This window comes from Desulfobacter latus, assembly GCF_013389365.1.
GTDB classification, from domain to species: Bacteria; Desulfobacterota; Desulfobacteria; order Desulfobacterales; family Desulfobacteraceae; genus Desulfobacter; species Desulfobacter latus.
The window spans coordinates 49,465-74,519 of sequence record NZ_JACADJ010000012.1; the positions used below are offsets into that span (position 1 = coordinate 49,465).

Annotated in this window: 13 protein-coding genes; 6 read left to right on the plus strand and 7 right to left on the minus strand. The window is 47.6% G+C overall.

Going from position 1 to position 25,055, the window contains the following annotated elements; all coding sequences use genetic code 11:
• Positions 1-17: 17 nt before the first annotated feature.
• Genes malQ through HXW94_RS05740 form a run of 6 tightly spaced genes read right to left on the minus strand, consistent with a single transcriptional unit; the run spans position 18 to position 10,504 of the window.
• Complete coding sequence (gene malQ / locus HXW94_RS05715; protein ID WP_178365937.1) at positions 18-1,514, minus strand: 4-alpha-glucanotransferase; 1,497 nt, start codon at positions 1,512-1,514, stop codon at positions 18-20.
• Positions 1,511-4,306, minus strand: coding sequence for a malto-oligosyltrehalose synthase (gene treY / locus HXW94_RS05720; protein ID WP_178365938.1), 2,796 nt, complete (start codon positions 4,304-4,306; stop codon positions 1,511-1,513). The genes malQ and treY overlap by 4 nt, the downstream gene beginning before the upstream one ends.
• Positions 4,307-4,309: 3 nt before the next feature.
• Positions 4,310-6,730, minus strand: coding sequence for a DUF3536 domain-containing protein (locus tag HXW94_RS05725; RefSeq protein ID WP_178365939.1), 2,421 nt, complete (start codon positions 6,728-6,730; stop codon positions 4,310-4,312).
• 8 nt (positions 6,731-6,738) lie between these two features.
• Entirely contained in the window at positions 6,739-8,583 is a 1,845-nt protein-coding gene (gene treZ / locus HXW94_RS05730) for a malto-oligosyltrehalose trehalohydrolase (RefSeq protein WP_178365940.1), read from the minus strand.
• A 23-nt stretch (positions 8,584-8,606) separates the two neighbouring features.
• Positions 8,607-9,845, minus strand: coding sequence for a glycosyltransferase (locus tag HXW94_RS05735; protein WP_178365941.1), 1,239 nt, complete (start codon positions 9,843-9,845; stop codon positions 8,607-8,609).
• Positions 9,842-10,504, minus strand: coding sequence for a DUF5752 family protein (locus HXW94_RS05740; RefSeq protein ID WP_178365942.1), 663 nt, complete (start codon positions 10,502-10,504; stop codon positions 9,842-9,844). The genes HXW94_RS05735 and HXW94_RS05740 overlap by 4 nt, the downstream gene beginning before the upstream one ends.
• Before the next feature lie 444 nt (positions 10,505-10,948).
• Here HXW94_RS05740 and HXW94_RS05745 point away from each other — a divergent pair, with 444 nt between their 5' ends.
• Entirely contained in the window at positions 10,949-12,508 is a 1,560-nt protein-coding gene (locus HXW94_RS05745; protein ID WP_178365943.1) for a sigma-54 interaction domain-containing protein, read from the plus strand.
• Positions 12,509-12,533: 25 nt separating this feature from the next.
• Here the strand turns inward: HXW94_RS05745 and priA are convergent, their stop codons facing one another.
• The gene (priA, locus tag HXW94_RS05750; protein WP_343054555.1) at positions 12,534-14,990 is read right to left on the minus strand and encodes a replication restart helicase PriA; all 2,457 of its coding nucleotides are present in this window, start codon (positions 14,988-14,990) and stop codon (positions 12,534-12,536) included.
• 884 nt (positions 14,991-15,874) lie between these two features.
• Here priA and HXW94_RS05755 point away from each other — a divergent pair.
• The 5 genes from HXW94_RS05755 (at position 15,875) to upp (ending at position 24,929) form a co-directional block, all read left to right on the plus strand.
• Positions 15,875-16,654: a hypothetical protein gene (locus HXW94_RS05755; protein WP_178365944.1), complete on the plus strand. Its 780-nt coding sequence runs from the start codon at positions 15,875-15,877 to the stop codon at positions 16,652-16,654.
• A gap of 39 nt (positions 16,655-16,693) precedes the next feature.
• Positions 16,694-17,299 carry a cohesin domain-containing protein gene (locus tag HXW94_RS05760; protein WP_178365945.1) on the plus strand — a complete coding sequence of 202 codons (606 nt, stop codon included), beginning with the start codon at positions 16,694-16,696 and terminating at the stop codon, positions 17,297-17,299.
• A gap of 541 nt (positions 17,300-17,840) precedes the next feature.
• Positions 17,841-20,741, plus strand: a complete 2,901-nt coding sequence (locus HXW94_RS05765; RefSeq protein WP_178365946.1) for a S8 family serine peptidase — start codon at positions 17,841-17,843, stop codon at positions 20,739-20,741.
• 113 nt (positions 20,742-20,854) lie between these two features.
• Complete coding sequence (locus HXW94_RS05770; RefSeq protein ID WP_178365947.1) at positions 20,855-23,380, plus strand: CARDB domain-containing protein; 2,526 nt, start codon at positions 20,855-20,857, stop codon at positions 23,378-23,380.
• Positions 23,381-24,302: 922 nt separating this feature from the next.
• The gene (gene upp / locus HXW94_RS05775; RefSeq protein ID WP_178365948.1) at positions 24,303-24,929 is read left to right on the plus strand and encodes a uracil phosphoribosyltransferase; all 627 of its coding nucleotides are present in this window, start codon (positions 24,303-24,305) and stop codon (positions 24,927-24,929) included.
• The last annotated feature ends 126 nt before the right edge of the window (positions 24,930-25,055 follow it).

Consider the following 25,055-nt stretch of genomic DNA (forward strand, 5'->3'; position numbering starts at 1 on the left):
TACTTTGGGAGAAGTTCCTATGCTCTCTGATAAATCTCCGTCATTTCAAGCAATTTTATAAATGAAGCCGTAGTTAGCAGCTCAGGCGTAAGTCGCCATTGCCAATTGCCCGTATTCGAGGCCGGCCGGTTCATCCGGGCGTCTTCGCCAAGGCCGAGGATGTCCTGAATCGGAATAATGACCTTGTCGGCCACAGACATCATCAGCAGCCGGATCATTTCCCAGGCAAGCTCGTCCACCGCAACCCGGCGTCCAAGATACGTGAACAGCCTTTGTTTAACCTGCGGAGTCACTTCGTTTTCAAACCATCCCCTGATCGTATTGTTGTCATGGGTGCCGGTATAGACCACACAGTTTTTCACAAAGTTGTGCGGCAGAAACGCGCCTGTTGGAAAATCATCACCAAAACCAAACACCAGCAATTTCATGCCGGGAAGGTCAAATTGGCGCATCACCTCCCGGACGTCGGCCGTAATGGTGCCAAGATCCTCGGCAATGATGGACAGACAGGGGAATCTTCTGCTGAGCGCATTAAAAAAGTCAACCGCCGGCGCCTGAACCCACGTTCCGTTGACCGCCGTTTTTTCACCCGCCGGCACCTCCCAATAGGCGACAAGCCCTCGAAAATGGTCAATTCTTACAACATCAAACAATGCCAGATTGTGTTCAATCCGCTTAACCCACCACGCATATCCGGTTTTTTTCAGCATATTCCACCGGTACACCGGATGCCCCCAGAGTTGACCGGTCGCACTGAAATAATCGGGGGGGACGCCGGCCACGGCAACAGGTCTCTTTTCAGTATCCAGTTTGAACAATTCAGGATGGACCCATAGATCGGCACTTTCATACGGCATGTAAATTGGAATATCCCCAATGATATGAATCCCCTTCCGGTTACAATATGCTTTGAGCATACGCCACTGTTCGGCAAAAACATACTGAAGGAATTTCTCCTTTTCAATCCTGTCATGCAGTTTTTCTGCCGCCCATGTTAACGCCTTCGGCTCCCTGTCGCGTATTTTAGCTGTCCATGTGCGCCACGACCCGCCCTTGAAATAAAATCTCAGGGCCTTAAAAAGAACAAAATCATTGAGCCAGTCCGCATTTTGTCGGCAAAATCGTTCATAGCCGTCTTGATTTGTTCTTGTTTTAAAGCGTTTATAGGCGTGGTTAAAAAGTTTCTCCTTGTGGGCAATCACGGCTCGAAAAAGTACATGCTTTTTGGGAAAATCGGGCAAAGATTTTAAAACCGCTGTGGGGAGCAGGCCCTCTTTGACCAAAAGTTCGGGACTGATGAGTAAGGGATTACCGGCAAAGGCGGATATACTGTAATAGGGTGAATTATCATGGGCCGGTTCCGTCGGATTCAAGGGAAGGATTTGCCAGTAACGCTGCTTTGCTTTTGACAGAAAATCAACAAAACGGTAAGCATAGGGTCCCATATCGCCGATGCCGAACGCAGATGGAAGAGCGGTCAGATGCATCAGGATGCCGCTTGCTCTTTGTTTCATGGACGATCCTCGCTCATCAGCATCGCAACAGGGAAATCCTTCAGGATTTCAGAGACCCGAAGTGACCGGCCGCTGAGGAGCTCTGCCGTGAATATATTTTTCCACTGGTATGGAAAGCCGTCCGGCAGCACAACTTCAGTATCAAACCAGACGTGGCTGCCGAGCGGATATTCCCCCGCCTTTATGACCGACGTCAGAAAGCGGGGAACGATCGTCAGGCACCACTGATTGATGTGGAATCTTGCAAATGCGATGATGTTATCTTTGAACCGGCCGTTGATTGCCAAAGGCGTATAATTACCGTTCAGGAAAATCTCCCGGTTCCTGTTTCGTGCCTCAAGCGCCATATGGATCAAAAAGAGCTTGATCCTGCCGTCTTCTTTTGCATTGCGTAATTCTTCAATCGTATCGTGAATGTTCCGGCGGACTTTTTCCCGGATTTCCTTTAAATATGCCTTCCGCTGGTCAAAATCAACGGAGCGCCGGTTATCCGGGTCCACCAGATTCAAATCCCACAATTCCGTTCCCTGATAAAAATCAGGAAGCCCCGGTGCCGTGATCTTGATCAGGGTTTGAGAAAGAGAATTAAACACCCCGTAATGCGCAATGCGCCGACAGAAGGGCAAAAACCGTTCCAGAAAGGGATTCTCTTTCACAACATCTAAAATCTCACCGATAAATGCAACAAAACCCTCTTCGTAGTCAATATCCGGCGCCAACCAGTTGGAATGAACGTTGGCCTCTCTGAGGGCTTTGATTCCATAGGTCTTGATTCTTTCAACATATTCAGGATGGTCACTTTTATCAAAGGGGAAACTGCCGATCAGCGTCTGATACAGAAAGTACTCCCCGTTTCCATCGGGGATGATGTTGCCCCCCACCCGTTTCTTTTTTCCGCTGTTCAACTTTTTCCATGTTTCGAGGTTTCTGTGCCACTCGTCAGGCAATTCCGACAACACATTGATCCTGGCCCGAACATCTTCGCCTCTTTTGGCATCATGGGTCGCTGTGGCACTTAATGAATGGGGCCATAATGCGGCCCGCTTGCGATTAAAGGCATGAAACGCGTCTAACGAACAGCCGAAATGATATGGCTCGCCACCAACCTCGTTCAAAGAAATCAGCCGATTGTAGTGATAAAGAAGCGTATCTTCAAAACCCTTGGCCATCAGGGGTGCTGTGAACTGCTGGAATGTCAGAACAAAGTCGATTCGATCCTCTTCTGCCGGCGAAGGCTGCGCTTGCGGCTCTGCAAGCAGACACGACGTGATGTAGTCAATTTCACGGCGTAATCCCGGATGCCTACGCAACGCCGCCTTTGCAGCCGTTTGAATATACCGTTGATCACTTGGGCTGCTGCCATGATGGTTGATATAGGTACGATAAACAGGAAAGTGCGCCAATATCTCCTTCAGGGCTCTATTCAGACCATGACGTGTAAAATCTTTTCCATAACGGTCACGACCGGCAATTCTTTTCATATGACCGGCAAGATTATCAAGATCCCCTTTCATATGGTACGCCATGATGTGTTTCTTTTGTTCATAAACAAGATCAGTTGCTGAATTCTTAAATCCACTGAAGGACGCGTATATTGTGCTGAAGCGATCTGCATTGTTGCTTTGGCAAAACAATCCATTGACCGTATTCATAAATTCATAGCCGGTTGTCCCCTGCACCGGCCAGAGGGGAACCAAGTCCTCTGTGCGGTCAAGGATTTTTTCAACCACGAGATAAATGTCGCCGGCTTTTTTTCTCAGCCTTCTGAGATAAATAGCGGGATCGTAGAGCCCGTCGATGTGATCGACCCTTAAGCCGCTTACTGGGCCGTCTTCGATCAGTTTAAATATCAGAGTATGGGTTCGATCAAATACCGCTTCATCTTCCATTCGCAGGCAGATGAAATCGTTGAGATGGAAAAACCGGCGGTAGTTAATCTCCTCATTGGCAACTTTCCAGTAAGATAATCGGAACACTTGTTCATCGAGAAGTTTATCGATGTGTCTGAAACTTTCAGGATTGCCTTTTTCACCATTAAACATCTCGATATTCGTATCGACAAATCTCCGGATTACCGGATTCCGACAATAGAGTTCCCAGAGCATGTACTTTGCGACCTTGATCTGCTCACAACGGTCCTTGACGGCGTTTCCCGAAGGTAAGGTGTTCAAAATGTGTAAGACTGCCAGAAATTTTATGAAATGGGGATGATCCTCGCCAAGCCGGGTTCGAAGCGCACTTGACCTGAACGTCAATACATCGGTATACGAATCGATTTTGAGCGGCAGGGCCTGGTCATAATAGTTCACGCTGAAACCGGTTTCAGCATATTCTAGCCGGATTTCCTTATTTTCCAGGGATTGGCCATAATACCCGCCGAGGAACGGTGCCGGCAGCTTTCCCTGCAAACTGCCCAAAGGATGTTCCCAGTCGACGTCAAAAAAATGACGATACATGGAATGACGACCGTTTTCAAAAACGTCCATCAGCATCTTATTCTCAAAATCAAAGGCCATATGGTTGGGGACAATATCCTGCAGCCATCCCATATGTTGCTTTTGCAATTCTGCCTTCAGTTTTTCAAAATCCGTTATCGATCCCAGTTCAGGATTTAACCGGCTGGGATCAACAATATCGTATCCGTGAAGACTCCCTTTTCTCGCCTTAAAGATCGGGGACGCATAAATGCAGGAAATACCAAGATCGGCCAGGTAGGTGATGATATCGCTCGCCGCCTGAAAATCAAAGGCCTTGCTGAACTGAATTCGATAGGTTGCCGTGGGAATAGGCATTTTTTATATAACCAGCGATAAATTATCGCACAGGCTAGTAAAATGGTCGATCCATTTTCGGGCATCTTCTTCACCCGCCTCAGCTTTTTCCAGAAATACAGGATATTCGGTTTGGCGTATTTTATATATATGCCACTGTATTTTAAAAATATTGACATGGAAAGGCAACGTATTCAAGGTCATGACAGCTTCATTCAGATTTTCAAGCAATTCGAATTCAACAGGATTGTCAAAAAAACGTTTGACCATCTGCTCCAAACGCTGTTTGAGCGTATGGCCTAAAATATCAGTGTTCAAGGCGGTGCCGGTTAATTCGGCTTCTTTGAGAAGGGGGGCGATCACTGCGGGATTGAATTTTTCCTGCGCCAGGGTACGCCTCAGATCGGCATTCACAACCAGATTTACCGCAATAGAGAGGGATTGGGGTACAGGAATGTCCGCATCTTTTAAAAACCGTATCATCGGCGCGTTGAAATTGTAAAGCCGGCGGTATGCCGTCTCAGCGTCATTCAATGTAGGTTTCATGATCAAATTCAAAACCTTGCGTTGTTCATCCCGAAAAAGGAACTTGAGAGAATAAATGCAGTAACCGAAATAGTGGTCCAGAATCCGCATGACTTTTTGAAAATCCACTGTTTTAAAGGCCTGAAAAAGTTCTTGCTCCAAACGTTGATAGTTCTTCATGTCGCCCGCAAGGACGGCGCAATACAGATTGTGGTCTCCCAGATGCAGAACGCTGAAAGTCAGCCTGGAAGCATTCCAAGTGATTTGAGAAGAAATCGTGGCACGCCCCACCACCAGCTTTGCCCTGCCGACCTCGGATCGCTTGTAATCGTCCCGTTCCGCCGTATAACAAAAAATTGACGTGCGTTCAGGATAGTCTTCAAAAAGAGAGCTCACGGCGTAATGCGCGCCTACTTTTTTCAGATCCGGCATAGCGGGCTTGACCCATTTTTCGAATATGTGACGCCCATCCTTATGTTCAACAAAATTGCTCCCGGCCCATTCCAAAAGCTTCAGGAAACGCGGCGCCATGGCGTCGCCGAATATTTCCTCGTTTAACTGCAGGACCCGCCCCGCATATTGAATGATTTGAACCGTTTCGATACCTGAAATATCATCAAAAAACCAACCACAGCTGGTAAACATGAGCATAGCATGCCGTTGAGATTCCAAAAGCCTGAGAATCATGATTATCTCATCTTTTTTCAACGCTCGAACCGCATGCTGTTTCAAAAAATGTTCGATCTTTTCCTCGGATCGATCCAGAATAATTTGGATGTAATCGTTTCTGGCTTCCCACGGGTCTTTTAAAAAGGAGGCAAGTTTTCTTTGATAAGCAGGCGACACAATATCCCTCAGCCACTCCAGGGCCTCCCGCAATGGTTTGCGCCATTGCTGATTCCATTCCGGCTGACTGCCGGAACTACATCCGCAGTCACTGCGCCATCGCTCAACGCCATGAGGGCAACTCCAGGATGAATTTTCGAAAATCTCCACCTCGTACACCGGCGGAAATTTTTCCAGATACTCGCCGTAATTGGTCAGGCGTGCAAGCCCGTTTGATTCAATATAGTCCAGGGCATAGGAGAGCGCCATTTCGCCGAAACGATGATGATGACCATAGCTTTCACCATCAGTGGCAATATGAACGATCTGGGATTGTTCCTGCGCGTCAGAGAATCCGTCCATAAGTCTGCCGGCAAAGGACTCGCCGTTATCTAAAAGGTGCTCAAATGCAACATCCCGCGCAATGTGTCCATCGTAAAAAAAAAGGCTGATGGCCTGCCCCGAAGGCAGTTTTTGACGATAAGCCATTGTCGGACCAATCTTGCCATCCGCCACATGCTGCCACGCGTTTTCCCCGATGGGCCGCATCCTTTTGGCCTGATGAGGGGCAAGGATCGTGAACAAAATGCCATGATCGGCCAGAATCTCAAGCGTTTCCAGATCCACGGCGGTCTCGGGGAGCCACATGCCTTCCGGTTTGCGTCCAAAACGATGCTCAAAGTCCTTGATGCCCCAGATCACCTGGGTCTCTTTGTCACGGCGGTTAGCCAGAGGCAGTATCATGTGGTTATAAGCCTGGGCCAAGGCTGACCCATGGCCGGAAAAAAGCGTCTGACTCTGACGGTCTCCGTCAAGAATAGATTCATACACCTCCGGCGCATTTGTTTCCAGCCAGGAAAGAAGAGTCGGGCCGAAGTTGTAGCTGATCCTGGCGTAGTTATTAACAATCTTAACAATCCTGCCCTGCTCGTCAAATATGCGGGAAACCGCATTGGCAGCATAGCACTCTTCGGTCGTTTTTTCGTTCCAGTCATGGTAAGGATAGGCAGAATCCTGGATTTCAATCGATTCCAGCCAGGCGTTCTCACGCGGCGGCTGGTAAAAGTGACCGTGAATGCAGATATATCGTTCCATATTTGCTATCACTCTTTTTCGTTGATTAAAAGTATAACGGCATGGGGCTGCAGGGTCAACGCCACCTGCCCGTTTGAAACAATGTCATGAGCCATCCGACTGCCCGGGCCCTGCCACCGCTTTTCCGCCGAATCCAGTCGTTTTTTCCAGCGCCCGGAGGAAAGGAAAACATTCACCGTAGCCTGTGCTTTTTTGAAATTAAAAATCACAACAACGTCGCCGGATGCGCCCCACCGGCTGAGAATGATCACGTTTTCATTTTCCTCTTCCCGAACCCTCATTTGATCATTGTCCAAAACGGAAAGGGCGGGAATCTCTTGCCGGATGCGGATCAGTTCCTTATAAAAATCGAAAAGGATGCGGTGATGGCCCTGGTAACGCAGGTTGTGGTTAAGTTTAGCCTGCAGAAACGTTTTTTCATCCTGGGGGTCGGGGGGCACCCCCTGCCACTTGAAGGGTGCAAATTCTTCACGACGTCCCTGCCGGACATTTTCAATCAGCGCTTTATCCGAATGGCTGATAAAGTAAGGAAAGGGGGCGGTCTCGCCGTATTCTTCGCCCATAAAAACCAGAGGGATACATGGCGACAAAAATACGCTCCCGGCCGCCAGTTTCAATCCCTCCAGGGAAATCAGAGTGCTCAGGCGTTCACCCCCCATGCGGTTGCCGATCTGATCATGGTTCTGGGCAAAAACAACAAAGCGCCGGGCTGGTATGTCGCGCGAAGAATTTCCATGCCGGCATTGGCGAAAGGCGGAATAATCACCGGAGTAGACAAACCCGTCCCGATAGGCTTTGGTAAGATGCCGCAACTTGCCGAAATCCTGATAATATCCGAAGCGCTCACCCGTCAGAAGCGTATGCAGCGCATGGTGGAAGTCATCGTTCCATTGCGCGTCCAAATTGTAACCGCCAAGCGCCCGGGGCCGGACTAGTCGCGGGTCGTTGAGTGCGCTTTCGGCGATGATATGGATGCGGCGGTTCAGGTGTTTGGCCTGCTGGTGTACGGCCAGGGCCAGCTCTTCCAGAAACGCCTTGGCTGAAAAGTCAAAGATGGCATGCACGGCATCGATCCGCAGGGCATCAATATGAAACTCCGTTACCCAGTAGAGGGCGTTTTCAATAAAGAACCGGCGGACGTTATCGCTGTGCGGCCCGTCAAAATTGACGGCGGTCCCCCAGGGGGTCTTATATTGATCGGTGAAATAGGGGCCGAAATCTGACAGATAATTCCCCTCGGGTCCGAGGTGATTGTAGACCACATCCATAACAACAGCCATGCCGTTGTGGTGACAGGCGTTCACCAGCCGCTTGAGGCCTTGCGGCCCGCCATAGGAATTCTGAACGGCGAAAGGATAGGTACCGTCATACCCCCAGTTGCGATTTCCGGGGAACTGGGCTACAGGCATCAGTTCCACAGCCGTAATGCCCAATTCCTTCAATGAACCCAGATGAGGAATAACCGCATCAAAGGTTCCTTCGGAAGTAAAAGCCCCCACATGCAATTCATACAGAATGTAATCCTCAAGCGGCAGACCGAACCAACACGCATCATTCCAGGGGAAATCACCGGAAACCACTTCCGAAGGCGCATGCACACCACCAGGCTGGAATCGGGAGGCCGGGTCAGGCCGTTCCGTATCGCCATCCAGCCGGAAAAGATACTGGGTCGAAGATTCAACCTTCTGCACAATCGCATGATGGTAGCCCTGACTGTTCTTCTCCAGAGGGACGAGACGTTCAGCCGGCCAAACCAGGCGAACCTCGACCTTTTGAGCCCGGGGAGCCCACACAAGAAACCGACAACGTCCCTGCCCCAGACAGGTGGCCCCCAAGCTGATTTCCGGATACATTCCTTTTATCCTTCATTGATTGCCTAAAGTTCAATCCGTTCCTTAGTTTCCCGGGTGACGGCCAGCATCAGGGTCAGGTATTCCCGCAGATGGCGCGTAAGCAGGAAGTTCTCCCGCACAAAGGTTCGGGCTTTTTCTCCCATCTGGTTCAAACAATGGCGTTGCTTCAGCAGATAGCGAATACGTAATGCCGCGCCTTGGGGCGTATTGACCAGAAACCCGGTATGATGATTGATGACCTGCAGCCGAATCCCCCCTGCATCCCCTCCGATGACCGGCTTCCCTTTCCACATGGCTTCGGTCACCGTCAACCCGAAACCCTCTTTAATCGATTTTTGCAAAACAATATCCGAAACGCGCTGCAGGGCATTGATCGTACGATGCGCATCGGGAGGCAGGACCAGAATATGGATGTCGGGATCATTTTGAGCTGCCGCTCTTACCTCTGCCAGCACCTCTTCCCCCTCAGGGTCGTCCGTGGCACTGCCGCCGGCCAGCACCAGTTGAACAGGAGGACCGAATGCTTTGGTCATGCGATAAGCCTGGATGACGCCGATCGGATCTTTGAAGCGGTCAAAACGGGATACCTGCAGCAAAATGGGTCGATTCGGGTCCAGATTATAATCATGGCACACCTTCTCCATCATTTCCGGTTCCAATTCGACATTCTTGTCGCTCAATGGATCAATGCTTGGGGGAATAATGTACAGGGGATGAGGCATCGGTTGCGCGAAGTCCGGTAAGGACCAGATGCTGGCATCATATCCCTGGACAAAGGGCCGGAGATATTTCCAGACCAAACGATAGGGATGGCTGGCATCGATATGACAGCGCCAGATCCACTTGCCTTTGCGTTCGGTACATAAATTCAGGAGCGGCGCCGGCTGGGGATCATGAATAAAGACGACATCGGCCGCTTCCAGCTGCGAGCGGAGTCTTTCGTAATTTTGCTGATTGGTACTCTCGTACTGTTTCAACAATCGTTCCGGAATATCCAGCCGGTCACCTTGCAGGGCGTTGTGCATACTTTTGGTGCATTGATAATACTCATCCTCGCCGGTCATGACTTCCCAGCTTGCCTGTATTCCCAGTTCATTTTTGAGGGGGATTAAGCGGTGAAGGATCTCTGCCACACCCCCGCCTTCCCGGGTGGAATTGATATGGACGACGTTTATTCCTTTCAGCGGCTCTGCCAATTGTCGAAGACGTTGAATAACATCCTTACCCAGGATTTGTTCGTATTGTTCAAGCGAAGCAGTCATTCTGCACCCCCTTTTCCGAGATGTCTTGCAAAGACGAGCGAAAGTTGATCACGTAATTCCAAAAGCGTGTTGAAATACGGATCAATGGACGCAATCTCTTCCGCCAGAGAAGCACCCTCAGGTCCGAAATTCAACAACCATTCGCTAAAATCGTCTTTACCCGAAGCGGTTCGACGGCGGGAATCAATAAAATGATAAAATATACTGCTGACCGAGATCCGGGGAATGGATTCGGATAGTTCTTCAGGCGTGGAAACGCGAATGTTGGTATCGAAAACGACAATTTGGGAACGAATGAAGAAAAAGGGATGAGCGACCTCGGCCACGGGAACAAAACCCAGTTCATCCATTCGTTCCTCAATAACATCAATCAATTTCTGGCGCAGATCATCCATAAATTCATAGTCAGTGGGATTGATGATGGCCAGCTTTTCGGCCAGACGGCGGTCATGGAGTTCATGATAGGCCCATGCCGCAAAATCGTTTTGATATTCCGGGTCAACAAAGCGGGGACGTAATATTGCATCCCAAAAATGATAGTACATAATCCCCCGTTCCGTTTTCATGAGACGATCTCTCAATTCCCTGAGATTATGGACCCTTTCACCCGTTGCAATGGTAATAAGCGCGCAGTCTTTTAGTGCAAAGAGATCAGCCATGGCGATACTCCTTTCCATTTAAGTGAGAAAATGGATTCGCGAGAAACGTAAACAATACAAACGAAGAAAATACAAGAAACCCGCAATTAATTTACGGTTTCACAAGAACAGGTAAAAGTCAATAGTTTTTTCAGCAATTTTTCCATAAGAACGGCCATGACCTGACGGACACAACAAACAATGAAAGATGTGAGTCGTAAGTATTGAGTTATGAAAAAAACAACAACCAGAGCATTCAATAACTACGCTCCCGCAGTCATGGCAGTGAGATTCTCACCTGCGTCAATTTGGATAGTTATATTTAATTATATATGATATATATTGATTAAATATAACTATCCTGCCGGACTGAATGTGTCATCAGAACCTTTCTGAACTGAAGACCAAAAGCAGTAGGCGGACATCACGGTTCTTTCCCCCAAGTATTAACAGGATACTGTTTTTATGGACAATACAAAAAATAAATCATTCCAGGAAAAATATGACCTGTTCAGGGAGCTGGACCCGGACGTTCTTCAAAAAAAATTTCTCAACGCCCTGCTGAAAATCCAGAATGTCAGGCGTGGATCCATCTGGATCAAACGGGGCAGGACCTATGTCTGTGTTGAGGCGGCCGGTATTGACAGTGAAAATATTGTGGGGGTCACCCTGGATGCAGGCGCCCCCTCCATTGTGGGCTGGGTCATCGAAAACGGTAAGATGACCATCGCCCAAGCAGGCTCCGACCGCCGGCACAACCGGGAAGTAGAAGCACATTTTGCCATAAAAAGCAGCCAGATCCTGTGTTTCCCCTTACTGGTAAACGGCCAGGTCTTTGGGGCGGTACAGATCATTGACACCAACCCTGACAGTATTCATCTCAATCTGGAGTCTTCATACCTGACCCATCTTCAAAACCTGGTTGAAATCTGTTCCATCGCCCTGGGCAACGCCCTGAGTTATGCCAGGGAACAGAAAAAAAATCGCAGGCTTTCATCGGCCCTGTCCAGAATTGAAAAAGAAAAAACCATTATCGGTCAAAGCAAAGCCTTTCACAAAAGCATGGAGCTTGTCAAAAGCTATTCAGACACTGACTTTAATGTACTGATAACCGGCGAAAGCGGCACCGGCAAGGAACTTGTGGCAGAACGCCTGCACAGGAACAGCGCCAGAGTGAATTATCCCTTCCTGGCCCAGAATTGTTCGGCCATTCCTGAAACCCTGCTGGAAAGCGAATTGTTCGGATATAAAAAAGGTGCGTTTACCGGTGCAGCCCGGGACCGGGCCGGATTATTTGAAGCGGCGGACGGCGGTACAGTATTCCTGGACGAGATCGGGGATATGCCCATGGGTACCCAGGCCGGACTTTTGCGGGTGCTGCAGAAAAACGAAATCAAACCATTGGGGTCCAGCCGGGTCCAATATATCAATGTCAGAATCATTGCAGCCACCAATAAGGATCTTGTTAAAATGATCCGGGAAAACCAATTCAGACAGGATCTGTATTACCGCCTGTCCATATTACCGGTTCACCTGCCGCCATTGCGGGAACGAAAGGAAGACATTCCCTTGCTGGCCCGGCATTTTCTAAACAAAGAAAGCAAAAAAGCAAAAATTTCCGAAAAAAAGATATCCCCTGAAACCATACATCACCTGGTCGCGTATACATGGCCAGGGAATATCCGGGAACTGGAAAATCTTATCCGCTATTTAATGGTTACAGCCCAGGACGAAGTTATAAGACCGGATGATTTGCCCGAACATATTCTTAAAACCAGTCAGGATGAAACCTCAAAAAACACAAATCCAATACATTCAGATCCCCAAACAAATGAAACACAAAACCTGCGGGATATTTCAGCCATGACCTGGCCGGATCTTGAAAAGGCCTATGTCAGGGCGCTTATGGAAAAATTTAACTGGAATATCACCTGGGCGGCAAAGGCGTCGGGCATCAACCGCTCAACCTTTGCCTCGCGCATGCGCAAACTTGACATTCACCGGGGCACAGGGCCACCATCCTAAACGTGCCCATTTTGCTAACTCATTCCTAAAGCAGGGAATAGGGATCCACATCTATAACAACGGAGACGGATTTAACCTTCTGGATGGCCGGGTCCCGGACCATGGCAGACACCATCCGGCTGATATTAACCGATGAAACACATTTAATAAGAATCTGCCATCTGTACCGGGACGAAATTTTCCGGATGGCCGCTTCAATGGGTCCCAGGATCTGAGCTTTGGGTTCCCGGGTATTGAGCTGTTCAAGGCGGTCTGCGGCAAGCCGGGCATGGTCCCTTGTCTTATCTGCATTTTTTCCTGAAATCTTGAGCTGGATCATCCGGGAAAACGGCGGATACATCAACGCTTTTCTAAAGGGCGTTTCATGATTGAAAAATTCAAGGTAATCCTGATTGCGGGCAGCTTTTATGGTGAAGTGATCCGGATTAAAGGTCTGCATGATCACCCGGCCGGGTTCCTCCCCCCGGCCGGCCCGGCCCGCCACCTGGGCCAGCAGCTGGAAGGTGCGTTCACTTGCCCTGAAATCGGGCAGACTTAAACTTAAATCCGCACAGATCACCCCCACCAGGGTAATGGCCGGAAAATCATGCCCCTTGGCCAACATCTGGGTGCCCACAATAATATCTACGGTACGGTTGCGGATCTGACGCAAAATAGATAGGGTGCTGCCCTTTCCGGCCGTGGAGTCCTGGTCCATCCGGGCCACCCGGGCATCGGGAAACAAGGTCTTGAGCATGGATTCAATTTTTTCCGTACCAAACCCCAAATTCCTGATTTTACCGGTACCGCAGTCAGGGCACCGGATGTCGGATGTTAACGTATGACCGCACAAATGGCACTTATAATGATCCTCGCCCTTGTGAAGGGTCATGGTCACATCACAATGGGGACAACCCAGGGTCTTGCCGCAGGAGGCACATACCGGAAAAGTGGAAAACCCCCGGCGATTTAAGAAAATCAAGGCCTGATTCCCTTTTTCAAGGCAGGAACGGATGCCCCGACCAAGCTCCGGGGTAATGATACTGTCTGTGCCCCAGCTTCCCTGGTACTTTTTCATATCCACCAGGGTGATTTCAGGCAACGTCTGATTGTTCACCCGCCGGGTCAGTTCCAGTTTAAAAAATTTTTCCGACACCACATTACGGCAGGACTGCACCGATGGTGTGGCCGAGCCCAACACCACGGGACAGTTGTGCATTTTCGCCCGGACCACGGCAAGATCCCGGGCATTATGGCGCAAGCCCGATTCTTGTTTATAAGAATAATCATGTTCTTCATCCACAATGATGATGCCGATTTTCCGGATCGGCGCAAAAATCGCAGACCGGGCACCAATGACGATATTGACCTTGCCAAGGCTGATTTTCCGCCACTGATCCAGGCGCTCTCCCTGGGAAAGCATGGAGTGGATGACCGCAATTTTGTCCCCAAACCTTGCCCTGAAACGCCGTTCGGTCTGGGAAATCAGGGCAATTTCCGGCACCAGGACAATGGCCCCCCTGCCCTTTTCCACGGCATCCGCCACCAGGCGCATATACACTTCGGTCTTGCCGGATCCGGTCACGCCCACCAGCAGGCAGGGGGAAAACACGTCTGCGCGCGTTTGAATCTCTTTTACAACGACAGCCTGTTCATCGGTAAGTTCAGGCGGGGTATTCGGTGTTACCGGCTCCCCTAAAGGATCTCTGAATACCCGGCGGCTGACCACATTCAGCCACCCGGCCTGGGCCAGGGGTTTGATCAGATTCGGTGCTGTGGGCACATGCCGCTTAAGACTGGTCAGAGAAATCTCCCCTGCTTCCCGGACAATGGAAAGAATCTTATGACGTTTAACTGACATCCGAATCTGCCGGCTCGGGGTTTTTTTAGGCAGGGAGATAAATTTTTCGGTTTTAATCCCGGCGGTCTCTTTTTTAAGCACGGCGGAGATCCGCACCAGGTCTTTTTTTTCAAGCCGACGCAGAATAGCTGCCCCGGCAGGGTCCCGGCGGGAAAGAGATTTTAAAGAGATCCCGGCCTTTGCAGCGGCCAAACCCAGAACGCCGGCCTCTTCATGGGGCAACCCTCCGGCTTCAAGGGCTTGTGCACCCTTAACCGTGACAAACGCACAGGAGACATCCATGCAGTCCAGGCCGGCGGGCAGGGCCGCTTTAATGGTGTCGCCTATAGGATAGATATAATAGCCGGCCACCCATTTGAAAAAGGCAATGTCGGATTCGGGAAACAAAGGATAGTCATCCAGCAGATCCAGAACATCTTTGGTCTTATATGGCCCGCTTTCCTTTTTCTCCGCCAGGATATATCCGGTGACCCTGCGCCGCCCCAAGGGCACCAGCACCCGCATACCAGGACAGGCATCTACCCGCAATGCATCGGGAATCCCGTACACAAACGTCTGGTTCACAGGCAAGGTGACAGCCACCTCAATGTAGTCCGTGGAAATCATGGGCGGCATTGTGCAGGATAAACGTATGAATGTCAAAAAAAGGAGGCTCATGTCGTGTTTCAGGATCTTTGGGCTTGGTCATAACATCGACCATAGGTTGCTTTGAGGAAAAATTTAAGATAAATTTGAATAAAATGAACTGCAAGCATCCTCAAATGTCACTCAATTTCAAACTCCTATGTATTTAGGATTCACTTATTTTGTATTGTGAATATAATTACACACTGTGAAAATTATGCCATAATTACTATGAATTTTTTTTCCTAACCCAGAACGCGTTCAAATCAAACTACTTACACACTTTGATAAAATGGAATAAATATTCGAGTTTATTTTTGCAAAAGGCTGTAAGGAGCCCACGAATATTAACTGCTTGAATACTTACCATATGTTCTGTTAATTCTTCTTGTATTTAACCCTGGTATAAAATTTGCTTTTAACTAATTTTATTATTCTTGCAGAATTGTTATTTTGATACAATACAAAGCCTCTCATTCCTCACTCCCTGTAAACACTGAGCTTAACAATAGTCGTTTTTATAGATAAATATTTTTTACATAAAATAAAACCTTGATATTATTGGGTTTTTAAATTTATGGCAAGATAATCTGCTTTTTGTATAGATTACAGGAATATCAGTATAAAAAGATGAAGTGTAATTATCGCAAAAAAGGAGGGAGGTGATATTGGATTGGTGAAGGTCGAGTCTAAAAGATTTCAGGAAGGAGGTGTGAAAGGAAGAAATCAAAGAAGAATGTTTTGATCAGAAAAAGATGTGAGGATTAAGTCGCAAGATGAACCTTTGACAGCCAGAATTTTAATTGTCGTTGAGGGGAAAAAATAATTGTCGTTGATCAAGCTGCATCTGAGAAACAACAATTCATGATTTAATAATGCAGTGATAAGGAGGTGATTAGAATATGAAGAGATTGAATAGGCTTTTCATTGTCATGGTTTTTCTTTTAACACCTATCTTTGTCTTTGCCGGTATTGCAGATGCCCTTGATATTATTCTGGAGCCGGCGAATGTACAACGGGAAGTAGGAGGAAAAGTGCGGGTCCACATCTATGCGGATAATGCCGTAGACCTTATAAGTATGGGAGTCAAGGTGTCTTTTGATCCTTCGGTTCTTCAAGTTCAGGATGCATCTAAATACGAGAATGTTGAAGAGGGGTGGGTGATGGACGTGGATGGAGATTCGGCTACAACAGATGATCAGTACACCACGCCCCCGATGGAGCTAGACAACACAAACGGTACTGTCACCATGATAGGTGGACGTTTAACCGGATCATCGACCCAAGGGTTGAGTGGGAAAGTGTTGCTTGGGTGGATTGTTTTCGAAGCAATAGCCGATGGTACGAGTCAGCTAAGTGTTGATCTTGGAAAGTATCATCCGAACCCTGGTGAAACATTTGTTAATTTTGCCACGCTTGACCAAGGTGCTGATGAGCCAACAAATGTGCCAGCTGATTTGGGGGCTATTTGTGTCCTTGCTGATGCGTGTGAAGGCGATATGAATGGAAACGGTCTGGTTGCCTTTGATGACTATACTTTGATTAGTGCCGCATGGGCCAGTAAATTTGGGGATGAAAATTATAACCCTGCCTGCGATTTAGATGCTGATGGTTTGATTAAATTTTCTGACTATACCTTATTTTCCGCAGATTGGAAAAAGACCTGTTCATGCCCTTATTGAAATTTATAAAATTTTTTTTTAAAAAAAAGGAAATTAATAATGAAAAAAACTATAATTTTATCAATTACTTTGTTTATTTTTATATCTGTAGCAAATAGTTTTGCATCACCTGCCGTTTGGTTAGATATAAGTTACGGAAAGGATGAAGGAGATAAAATAGCTGATAATTACTTTTCTTTGCAACCAAACGAAAGCTTTTGGACAAACATTTATATCTCTGATGTAACCGAATCTATATTTACAATGGGGTTTAATTTGAATTATCAATCATCTCAGCTGGATATTTTAACTTCTGAGATAGGTTCTACATGGCCTCAATTCCAAGAAGTTGATTATGAAAATGGAGAAATTAAATTTGGAGCTGCAACTGAGACTGGTAATTTTGTAATTGGAGATAACATCCTCTTAGCTTCTGTTGAGTTTAAATGTCTCAATGCAGGTTTGAGTGAGATCATTCTTACTAAGACGGATGTAGCGGGAAATGGTTTCTACATTAATGAATCTGGCACGGCGTATGATATTTCCGATACCATTACATTCCCAACCGCATCCATAAATCAAACCCCCATCCCCGGCGCCGCCTGGCTGCTTGGGGCCGGTTTGGTTGGGTTGCTTGGTATAGGTAGGAAGCGTTACAAAAAATAGGATTCCTGGCAGTAAGACTTCGCCCCCAAACACACTTCGAACCTGTGGAGCGACTTTTAGCATGATGGATTGTCAACTTAACCTTGATTTGATCAGACTCAGAGGCTGCTCCACATGAATTCGAAGTTAATCAAACTTAGTGTCGATGCACCAAAATTGTGCGCCGACACACACAAAAAGTCTATATTTATAGCTGCCTTATAACTCTTGTTCAGCAGGACTTTTGATAACGTTCCAATAAATGGCGCTCTGAATTCTGTTGTTAAATTGAAAGATTTTTCGGAAGAAGCAAACTTTCTTTAGAGCCTTTTGTATTCAATCTGACGCATATCACTTATCCAGGGGCGTACGCCCTCCAGTGCTCAATCTCGCTTTTCCTACTTCTTGACCGAAAGACGTTTACTCAAATTTTAAATCCAAACAGAACAAGAAAACGTCACGGCTACCTTAAACTTTCATGGCTCGATAGCAAATGCAGCTTAACTAGGTGTCCTTTTCTTCTTGATCACTTCAAACCATAGTCAAACATGGGAGGGGTAAAATGAATAATAGAGTATCTAAGATTCTAATTTTTACTATTTTCTTTTCCGCTTACGCTTCATTGTGCTTTTCACAAGATAATGAAGCACAAACAATTAAAACGCTGCTTCAACATCCTAAAATAGTTCGTTCTGAAGTAGTATTGAAAAATTTTACGGAAAAAAAACCGATAACAAAAGTCATCGTTAGTCTGGCTGAACCTGAAACTGTTAAGCAAAAAAAAAATTTCAAAGACATAACATTTAAAAATAATTTACAAAACTCTGTAAAGACAGTTCAGGAAAGCGTAATAAACCGCTTGACACCCAACGAAATTCGCAACATCCATAGGTTTAAATATATTTTTGCTTTTTCAGCCGAGGTTACACTGGAGGGGGTAAAAGAATTAGTCGAGATAAATGATGTTATCTTGATCGAAAAAGACAAACTAAACCAACTTCATCTTGCACAAGGAATCCCTCTCATGAATGCTTCTTCAATAAGGAGCCTATACGATGGAGAGGGAGTAGCCATCGCCATTTGTGATTCGGGTATTGATTATACACATCTAAGACTGGGAGGTAATGAATTTCCTAACACTAAAGTAATTGGGGGATATGATATTGCTGAAAATGATCCGGACCCCTCTCCTTATTTGTCCGCCCATGGAACTGCCTGTGCAGGTATCGCAGCCGGAGATCTTGGTATTACGGGAGATTATATTGGTGGAATTGCACATAATGCCAAACTTTTCGCTTTAAAGATTTTTACAGATAACGGAGAGTGTTGGGATCAGTATATCATTGATGCATGGGAATGGTGCATTGATCATCAATACGACGATCCTTCACACCCAATAATGATCATAAGCAATAGTATTGGTGGTGGATTTTTCAATGGGGTCTGCGACGGAGAGCAAAAGGCATTAAGCGATACTGCTGCAAATGTCGTTGCATGTGAAATGAGCCTTTTCGTTAGTTCCGGTAATGAAGGTTATTGTGAATATCTGGCATCGCCTGCCTGTATTTCTCACACGATTTCCGTTGGAGCGGTTTATGATGCAAATGTTGGTTCATGCATTTTTGATAATTGTTACGATACTTTTACTAATACCGATTTGGTAACCTGTTATTCCAACAGCGCATTTTTCCTGGATCTTTTCGCACCAAGCCACAATGCCTATACAACAGATATTGTGGGTTCGTCCGGCTATAGCACAGGGGATTATGAGCCCAGTTTTGGCGGTACGTCGGCAGCTTGCCCCTATGCTGCGGGAGCAGCAGCATGTCTTCAAAGTGCCGCAAAAGCCATCACGGGATCTTTTTTGACACCCGACCAGGTAAGATCAATACTCGCCAATACAGGAGATCCGGTTACCGATCCCAAAAACCTCAGTATTACCAAACCAAGAGTCAATTTAGCTGCCGCAATAAATGCTGTTGGAAATGTAATTTCATTAGGCGACGCCGTGGACAACACCTCACTATCCTGGATAACCGGGGGAAATGCGGAATGGATTGGTCAATCAGCAATTGCTTATTTTGATAATGATGCGGCACAGTCCGGTGCGATTGATGATTATCAAGAGACTTGGATTGAGACCGAAATCACAGGACCGGGCAGTTTGTCATTCTATTGGAAAGTCTCGTCCGAAGAGAATTACGACTTTCTCAAATTTTACATAGATGATGTTGAACAGTCTACCATAAGCGGAGAAGTTGGCTGGGAGAAAGAATCATATCAAATAGAATCGGGAGGTCATACACTCAGGTGGGTTTATGCTAAGGATGTGAGTCTACTTGAAGGGTCAGATACAGGGTGGTTGGATAAGGTCGAGTTCAACAGCGAAACTCCGAACAATTGTAAATGCGATTTCGATGGCGATGGTGACGTGGACGGTCAGGACCTTGCCGATTATGCTGCAAACCTTGATGGAAATGACGGCACCTGTGGAGTTGACTGGCAACTATCCAACCCTGTGCCGGAGCAGATTCTTGCCATCAATAGCGTTTGCTGCGGCGATGGACAATTCATTGCCGCAGCCGGCTATCCGGGTGGTTTCCTGACCAGTCCGGACGGGATAGACTGGACTTGGCACACCCTCTTTGGCACGCAGATATTTGATGACGTCACCTGGGGTGGAAACCAGTTCGTAGCTGCTGGAAAGCTAAGGACCACCAGTGCTGGTATAATGACCAGTCCAGACGGAGTGACCTGGAACGCACATGACCCGGGAACGACTAACCAGCTTTATGGTGTAATTTGGAACGGTAGCCTGTATGTGGCTGTTGGAGGCGAGAATAACCTCCTCACGATCATCACCAGCCCAGACGGAGAAGACTGGACCTGGACCTATTTCTTATATTCTGGTGGTACGCTTAGAAGCGTGGCCTGGAGTGGGAGCCAATTCGTGGCCGTGGGATGGGGACCATTGTCCGGCTACAGTTACGGCCCAGCACCAATTCTGACTAGTCCAGACGGAATGAATTGGACCCAACGTACCTCAGGCACGACACAGCTTCTCTATGACGTGACCTGGGGTGGCAATCAGTTCGTGGCCGTCGGCGCCGGCAATATCTCCGGCACTGGAATCCAAGCAGTAATTCTGACCAGCCCGGATGGTGTGATCTGGACCGAACAAGATTCGGGCACGACGAATGACCTTAAGAGTGTGACTTGGGGTGGCAACCAGTTCGTGGCCGTAGGATTGAATGGCACGATTCTAACCAGCCCGGACGGAGTGACGTGGACTGCAGATGCTTCCGCCACGACCGCGGGTCTCAGCGGTATAACCTGGGGCATGGATCGGTTCGTAGCCGTGGGACAGCCTTCTACGGTACTGTTTAGCCTATCCGATGAAGAACCAGTCGTTACGCCAGCCGATTTGGCTGCAGAATTCGGACGCATTGATTGTTTGCCTTAATATAATTTGTTAATGACAAAAACAAGTTATTCCGTATCCGATAATAATTTTAATTCAGTTAGAAAAAAAAGATTAAGCTTTAACGAATAAATGAATTCGCAAAGGAGTAGAAAATGAAAAAGCCCACTATATTGTCTTTGGCCCTCATCCCGATGGCTTTGTTATGTATTTTAGCGATTGGAAGCCAGGCCAATCCTTCTCCTGCTTCTGAAAAACAGAGTGTCACCAGACTGACCGATCTGCCGCATCAGGTTCAAGAAAAGATTTCACATCAGTTGCTGACCGCTGAGTACGAAGTGCAACGTTTTGATAAAACGCTGCCCTCGGGAGAGACCGCCACATATCGGGCCTTTAATCGCAACCAGAACATGAGCGCATATTTCACAGGCAACGGAATTCACTTGCTTTCAAACAGCGAATCGCCTTCCTGGGATATAGAGATGCGCCTTTCCGTCTGCGGGTATGAAAAAGCTCAAACCCGGATACAACCGGACTGTTCTGATCAAATTTTTGTTTCCGGTCATCGCATCGAGTACCTCCGCGACGGGCTTACCGAATGGTACGTCAATGACGACAGGGGGGTGGAACAAGGCGTTATCCTTAACGAACCGCCGGGGATAAAAGATTCCGATCCTGTTATTGTCACATGGACCGTGTCCGGTTCATTGAGGCCTTTTCTTGAAAAAGACGGCACCGGGATAATTTTTCGCAGTGCGAAAGGCCGGACAGTTCTGCGCTATAGTGGTCTCAAGGCCTGGGATGCTTCAGGACGGATGTTAGCGGCAGGACTTTCCGTGGAAAATGATACTTCCGAAGGTGGGCCTTCTCGGATTTCATGCATTGTGGACGATACCGATGCTGTCTATCCCGTAACCATTGATCCTTTGTTCAGCCAGGCGACGAAGATCACGGCGGCCGAGGGTATTGAGGATGCTCGTTTTGGAGCTTCAGTCTCCATCGACGGCAACACGCTGGTGGTCGGGGCTTATGGTCCTAATGATACCTACAGCGGTCCTCCCGGTTCGGCCTACATTTTTTATCGGGATCAAGGCGGCACTGATACGTGGGGACAGGTAGCAAAAATAATGGCTTCCGACGGTGTTAGAAAAGACTATTTTGGGTGGTCAATCTCCATCAACGGAGACACGGTGGTAGTCGGAGCTCGCGGTGATGATGACAACGGCATTGATTCCGGTTCGGCCTACATTTTTTGCCGGGACCAGGGCGGCGCCGATGCGTGGGGACAGGTGGCAAAGATCACGGCTTCTGATGGCGTGTGGGGTGACTACTTTGGGTGGTCCGTCTCCATCGACGGAGACACGGTGGTGGTCGGGGCTAACGGTGACGATGACAACGGCTTAGGTTCCGGCTCGGCTTATATTTTTTGCCGGGATCAGGGCGGCACAGATGCATGGGGACAGGCCGCAAAGATCACGGCTTCTGATGGCGTGTGGGGTGACTACTTTGGGTGGTCCGTCTCCATCGACGGAGACACGGTGGTAGTCGGGGCTCCCGGTGACGACAACGAAGACCAAGACCCTTATTACATCGACGATTTCGGCTCGGCCTACATTTTTTACCGGGATCAGAGCGGCACCGATGCATGGGGACAAGCCGCAAAGATCACGGCTTCCGACGGTGCGGAGGATGATAGCTTTGGAGATTCCGTCTCCATCGACGGAGACACAGTGGTGGTCGGGGCTCCATGGGACGATGACAACGACAGTAATTCCGGCTCGACTTACATTTTTTGCCGGGATCAAAGCGGCACAGATGCGTGGGAACAGGCGGCAAAGATTACGGCTTCCGATGGTTTGGCGGGTGACAACTTTGGGAGATCCGTTTCCATCGACGGAGACACGGTGGTGGTCGGGGCTCCACGGGACGATGACAACGGCAGCAATTCCGGCTCGACTTACATTTTTTGCCGGGATCAAAGCGGCATAGATGCATGGGGACAGGCCGCAAAGATCACGGTTTCCGATGGAGTATGGGGTGACGTCTTTGGCGGATCCGTCTCCATCGACGGAGACACGGTGGTAGTCGGGGCTCCCGGTGACGACAACGAAGACCAAGACTCTTATTACGTCGACGATTTCGGCTCGGCCTACATTTTCTACCGGGTCCAAGGCGACCAGCCCAACCTGACCCCTTACCAACCCAATGGGTGGGATGACAAAATTGTCGTATCCAATCAAACAGGTACAAGAACAGAAGATACGATCTATGCAGGAGAGACTGTTTATATCGATTTTGCTTTAGTCAACAATGGCACGGCTGATATAACCACTGAATTTTATATTCAATTATATATAAATGGCATTCGGGTTTGTAATGCTAGTGCATCCGGTTTACTGCAAAATTATTATAGTAGCATAAGTGATTTTGAATATACGTTTTCTTCCGCCGGGATCTATACATTGCAGTTGGTCGTCGATGCAAATAACGATGTCGATGAGTCGAATGAAAATGACAATGAATATCAAAGAGATAAAAAAGTGATGGCCGAGATATACGAGGGAGACTTTGACAATGACGGTGATGTGGATGGTGCGGATTTGCAGGAATTCATTTTCGATTCTGGCGGGCTTGGACTGGACGTCTTTGCTGCTAACTTTGGGAAACTGAATTGCCCCTAAAAATAAGGTCAAGACAAAAATGCCAAAGAACGCTTTGCGCAACCTGAGCTATTGGTGATTTTAAAAAAACTTTCTGAAAAAAGGTGGGAATGGGCTATGGCTTGCAGAAAGAGGCTCTTGATATTTTTATTCTGGACCTGGCTTTTCCTGATTCAGGCAGGTTTTGTTTCCGCCCAGGACTTATATGATTCCTGGGTGACTGCAACCCCCAACACGGGGTAGGCAGAGCAAAATGCTACCCTGCAGGCCCGTATCGGCAACCATGGCCCTGGAACGGTTTTTTTCATCTATATTTAGTGGTTTTTATCTGCGGAAGGCTCTATTACAAGGGATGACATGGCCTTGGGGGATGTCGAGACGCTCAGCGCCTATCTATATCAAGACAAAGATGCAGGGTCTTTGGAACACGTAGTAGCTGCGTATGACAAGACGTCTCGGGTCTGGGGTCTGATCCAGTGCTGACGCACGAACAAATAAGCGCTGTAATAATAACGAGTTGAAAAATGACCTTTCGCATTAATTTGACTTAAATTGAATCATAACCTATTGATATTTCAATAATCGACATAAAAAGTCATGCGTCAGCACTGGACCTGACCCTATCCTTATAGTCCGTGGAAATCATGGCAGGCATTGTGCAAGATAAACGTATGAATTTCAATATCCAACTGGTAATCCCCAATGACAAAAAAAGGGGCTTATTAAAAGTTCAATGTCCTTTACAGTATCATCCCCCTCAAAAAATTATTCCTCCACCGGCAGAGATGGATTCAGGGATCCAAACGACTAATGGACATTAAACTTCAGGCAAGGTGATTGTCCAGAGAGCCCCTATAAATTGGCTTGACTAAAAAAAGCGGGTTTACTAATCTCTGCGGGATTTAACGTTGGATATTAATTTTTAAAACCATAGGAAGACGATATGGCCGTATATGTGGAGGACCATCCGCTAATAAAACACAAGCTTGGATTGATGCGTCAAAAAGACATCAGCACCAAGGACTTCAGGGATCTGGCCTCGGAATTGGCCCGTCTGCTCACCTACGAAGCGACCCAGGATCTCGAAACCGAACAAAAAGTCATTGAGGGTTGGGCAGGAGAGGTTGAGGTCGAAAAAATAAAAGGTAAAAAAATTACTATTGTTCCCATATTAAGAGCAGGTTTAGGCATGATGGATGGGGTGCTTGACCTGATTCCCTCTGCCAAAGTGTCTGTGGTGGGGTTTTACAGAAACGAGGAGACGCTGAAACCGATACAGTATTATTTTAAAACCGCCTCCGCCTTGAAAGAGCGCACTGCCTTGATCCTGGACCCCATGCTGGCCACTGGTGGAACGTTAATTGCCACCATAGACTTGCTTAAGGAGGCCGGTTGTGAAAACATCAAAGGACTTTTTCTTGTGGCTGCCCCGGAGGGTATTGCAGCAGTGGAAAGAAAGCACCCTGACGTTGACATCTATACGGCCAGTATTGATGCCCGCCTTAATGACATGGGGTATATTCTTCCCGGGTTAGGAGATGCCGGGGATAAAATATTCGGCACCAAGTAGGCATCCTTCATTTTCCGTTTGACACTTCGTAAAATCAAAATGTGTTTTTGAGATGCTGAAAATTATTTTTTAAAAAAAATACTGTGAACAGCACGTTCCTTTAGTGTACTTTAGAATTGAACAAAA

Excerpts from the sequence above, each read along its gene's own strand:
- HXW94_RS05770 (WP_178365947.1), top strand. The coding sequence starts at position 20,855 with ATGAAAAAGCCCACTATATTGTCTTTGGCCCTCATCCCGATGGCTTTG.
- HXW94_RS05740 (WP_178365942.1), bottom strand. The coding sequence starts at position 10,504 with ATGGCTGATCTCTTTGCACTAAAAGACTGCGCGCTTATTACCATTGCA.
- HXW94_RS05760 (WP_178365945.1), top strand. The coding sequence starts at position 16,694 with ATGAAAAAAACTATAATTTTATCAATTACTTTGTTTATTTTTATATCT.
- HXW94_RS05745 (WP_178365943.1), top strand. The coding sequence starts at position 10,949 with ATGGACAATACAAAAAATAAATCATTCCAGGAAAAATATGACCTGTTC.
- malQ (WP_178365937.1), bottom strand. The coding sequence starts at position 1,514 with ATGAAACAAAGAGCAAGCGGCATCCTGATGCATCTGACCGCTCTTCCA.
- HXW94_RS05735 (WP_178365941.1), bottom strand. The coding sequence starts at position 9,845 with ATGACTGCTTCGCTTGAACAATACGAACAAATCCTGGGTAAGGATGTT.
- HXW94_RS05765 (WP_178365946.1), top strand. The coding sequence starts at position 17,841 with ATGAATAATAGAGTATCTAAGATTCTAATTTTTACTATTTTCTTTTCC.
- treY (WP_178365938.1), bottom strand. The coding sequence starts at position 4,306 with ATGCCTATTCCCACGGCAACCTATCGAATTCAGTTCAGCAAGGCCTTT.
- HXW94_RS05725 (WP_178365939.1), bottom strand. The coding sequence starts at position 6,730 with ATGGAACGATATATCTGCATTCACGGTCACTTTTACCAGCCGCCGCGT.
- treZ (WP_178365940.1), bottom strand. The coding sequence starts at position 8,583 with ATGTATCCGGAAATCAGCTTGGGGGCCACCTGTCTGGGGCAGGGACGT.
- HXW94_RS05755 (WP_178365944.1), top strand. The coding sequence starts at position 15,875 with ATGAAGAGATTGAATAGGCTTTTCATTGTCATGGTTTTTCTTTTAACA.
- upp (WP_178365948.1), top strand. The coding sequence starts at position 24,303 with ATGGCCGTATATGTGGAGGACCATCCGCTAATAAAACACAAGCTTGGA.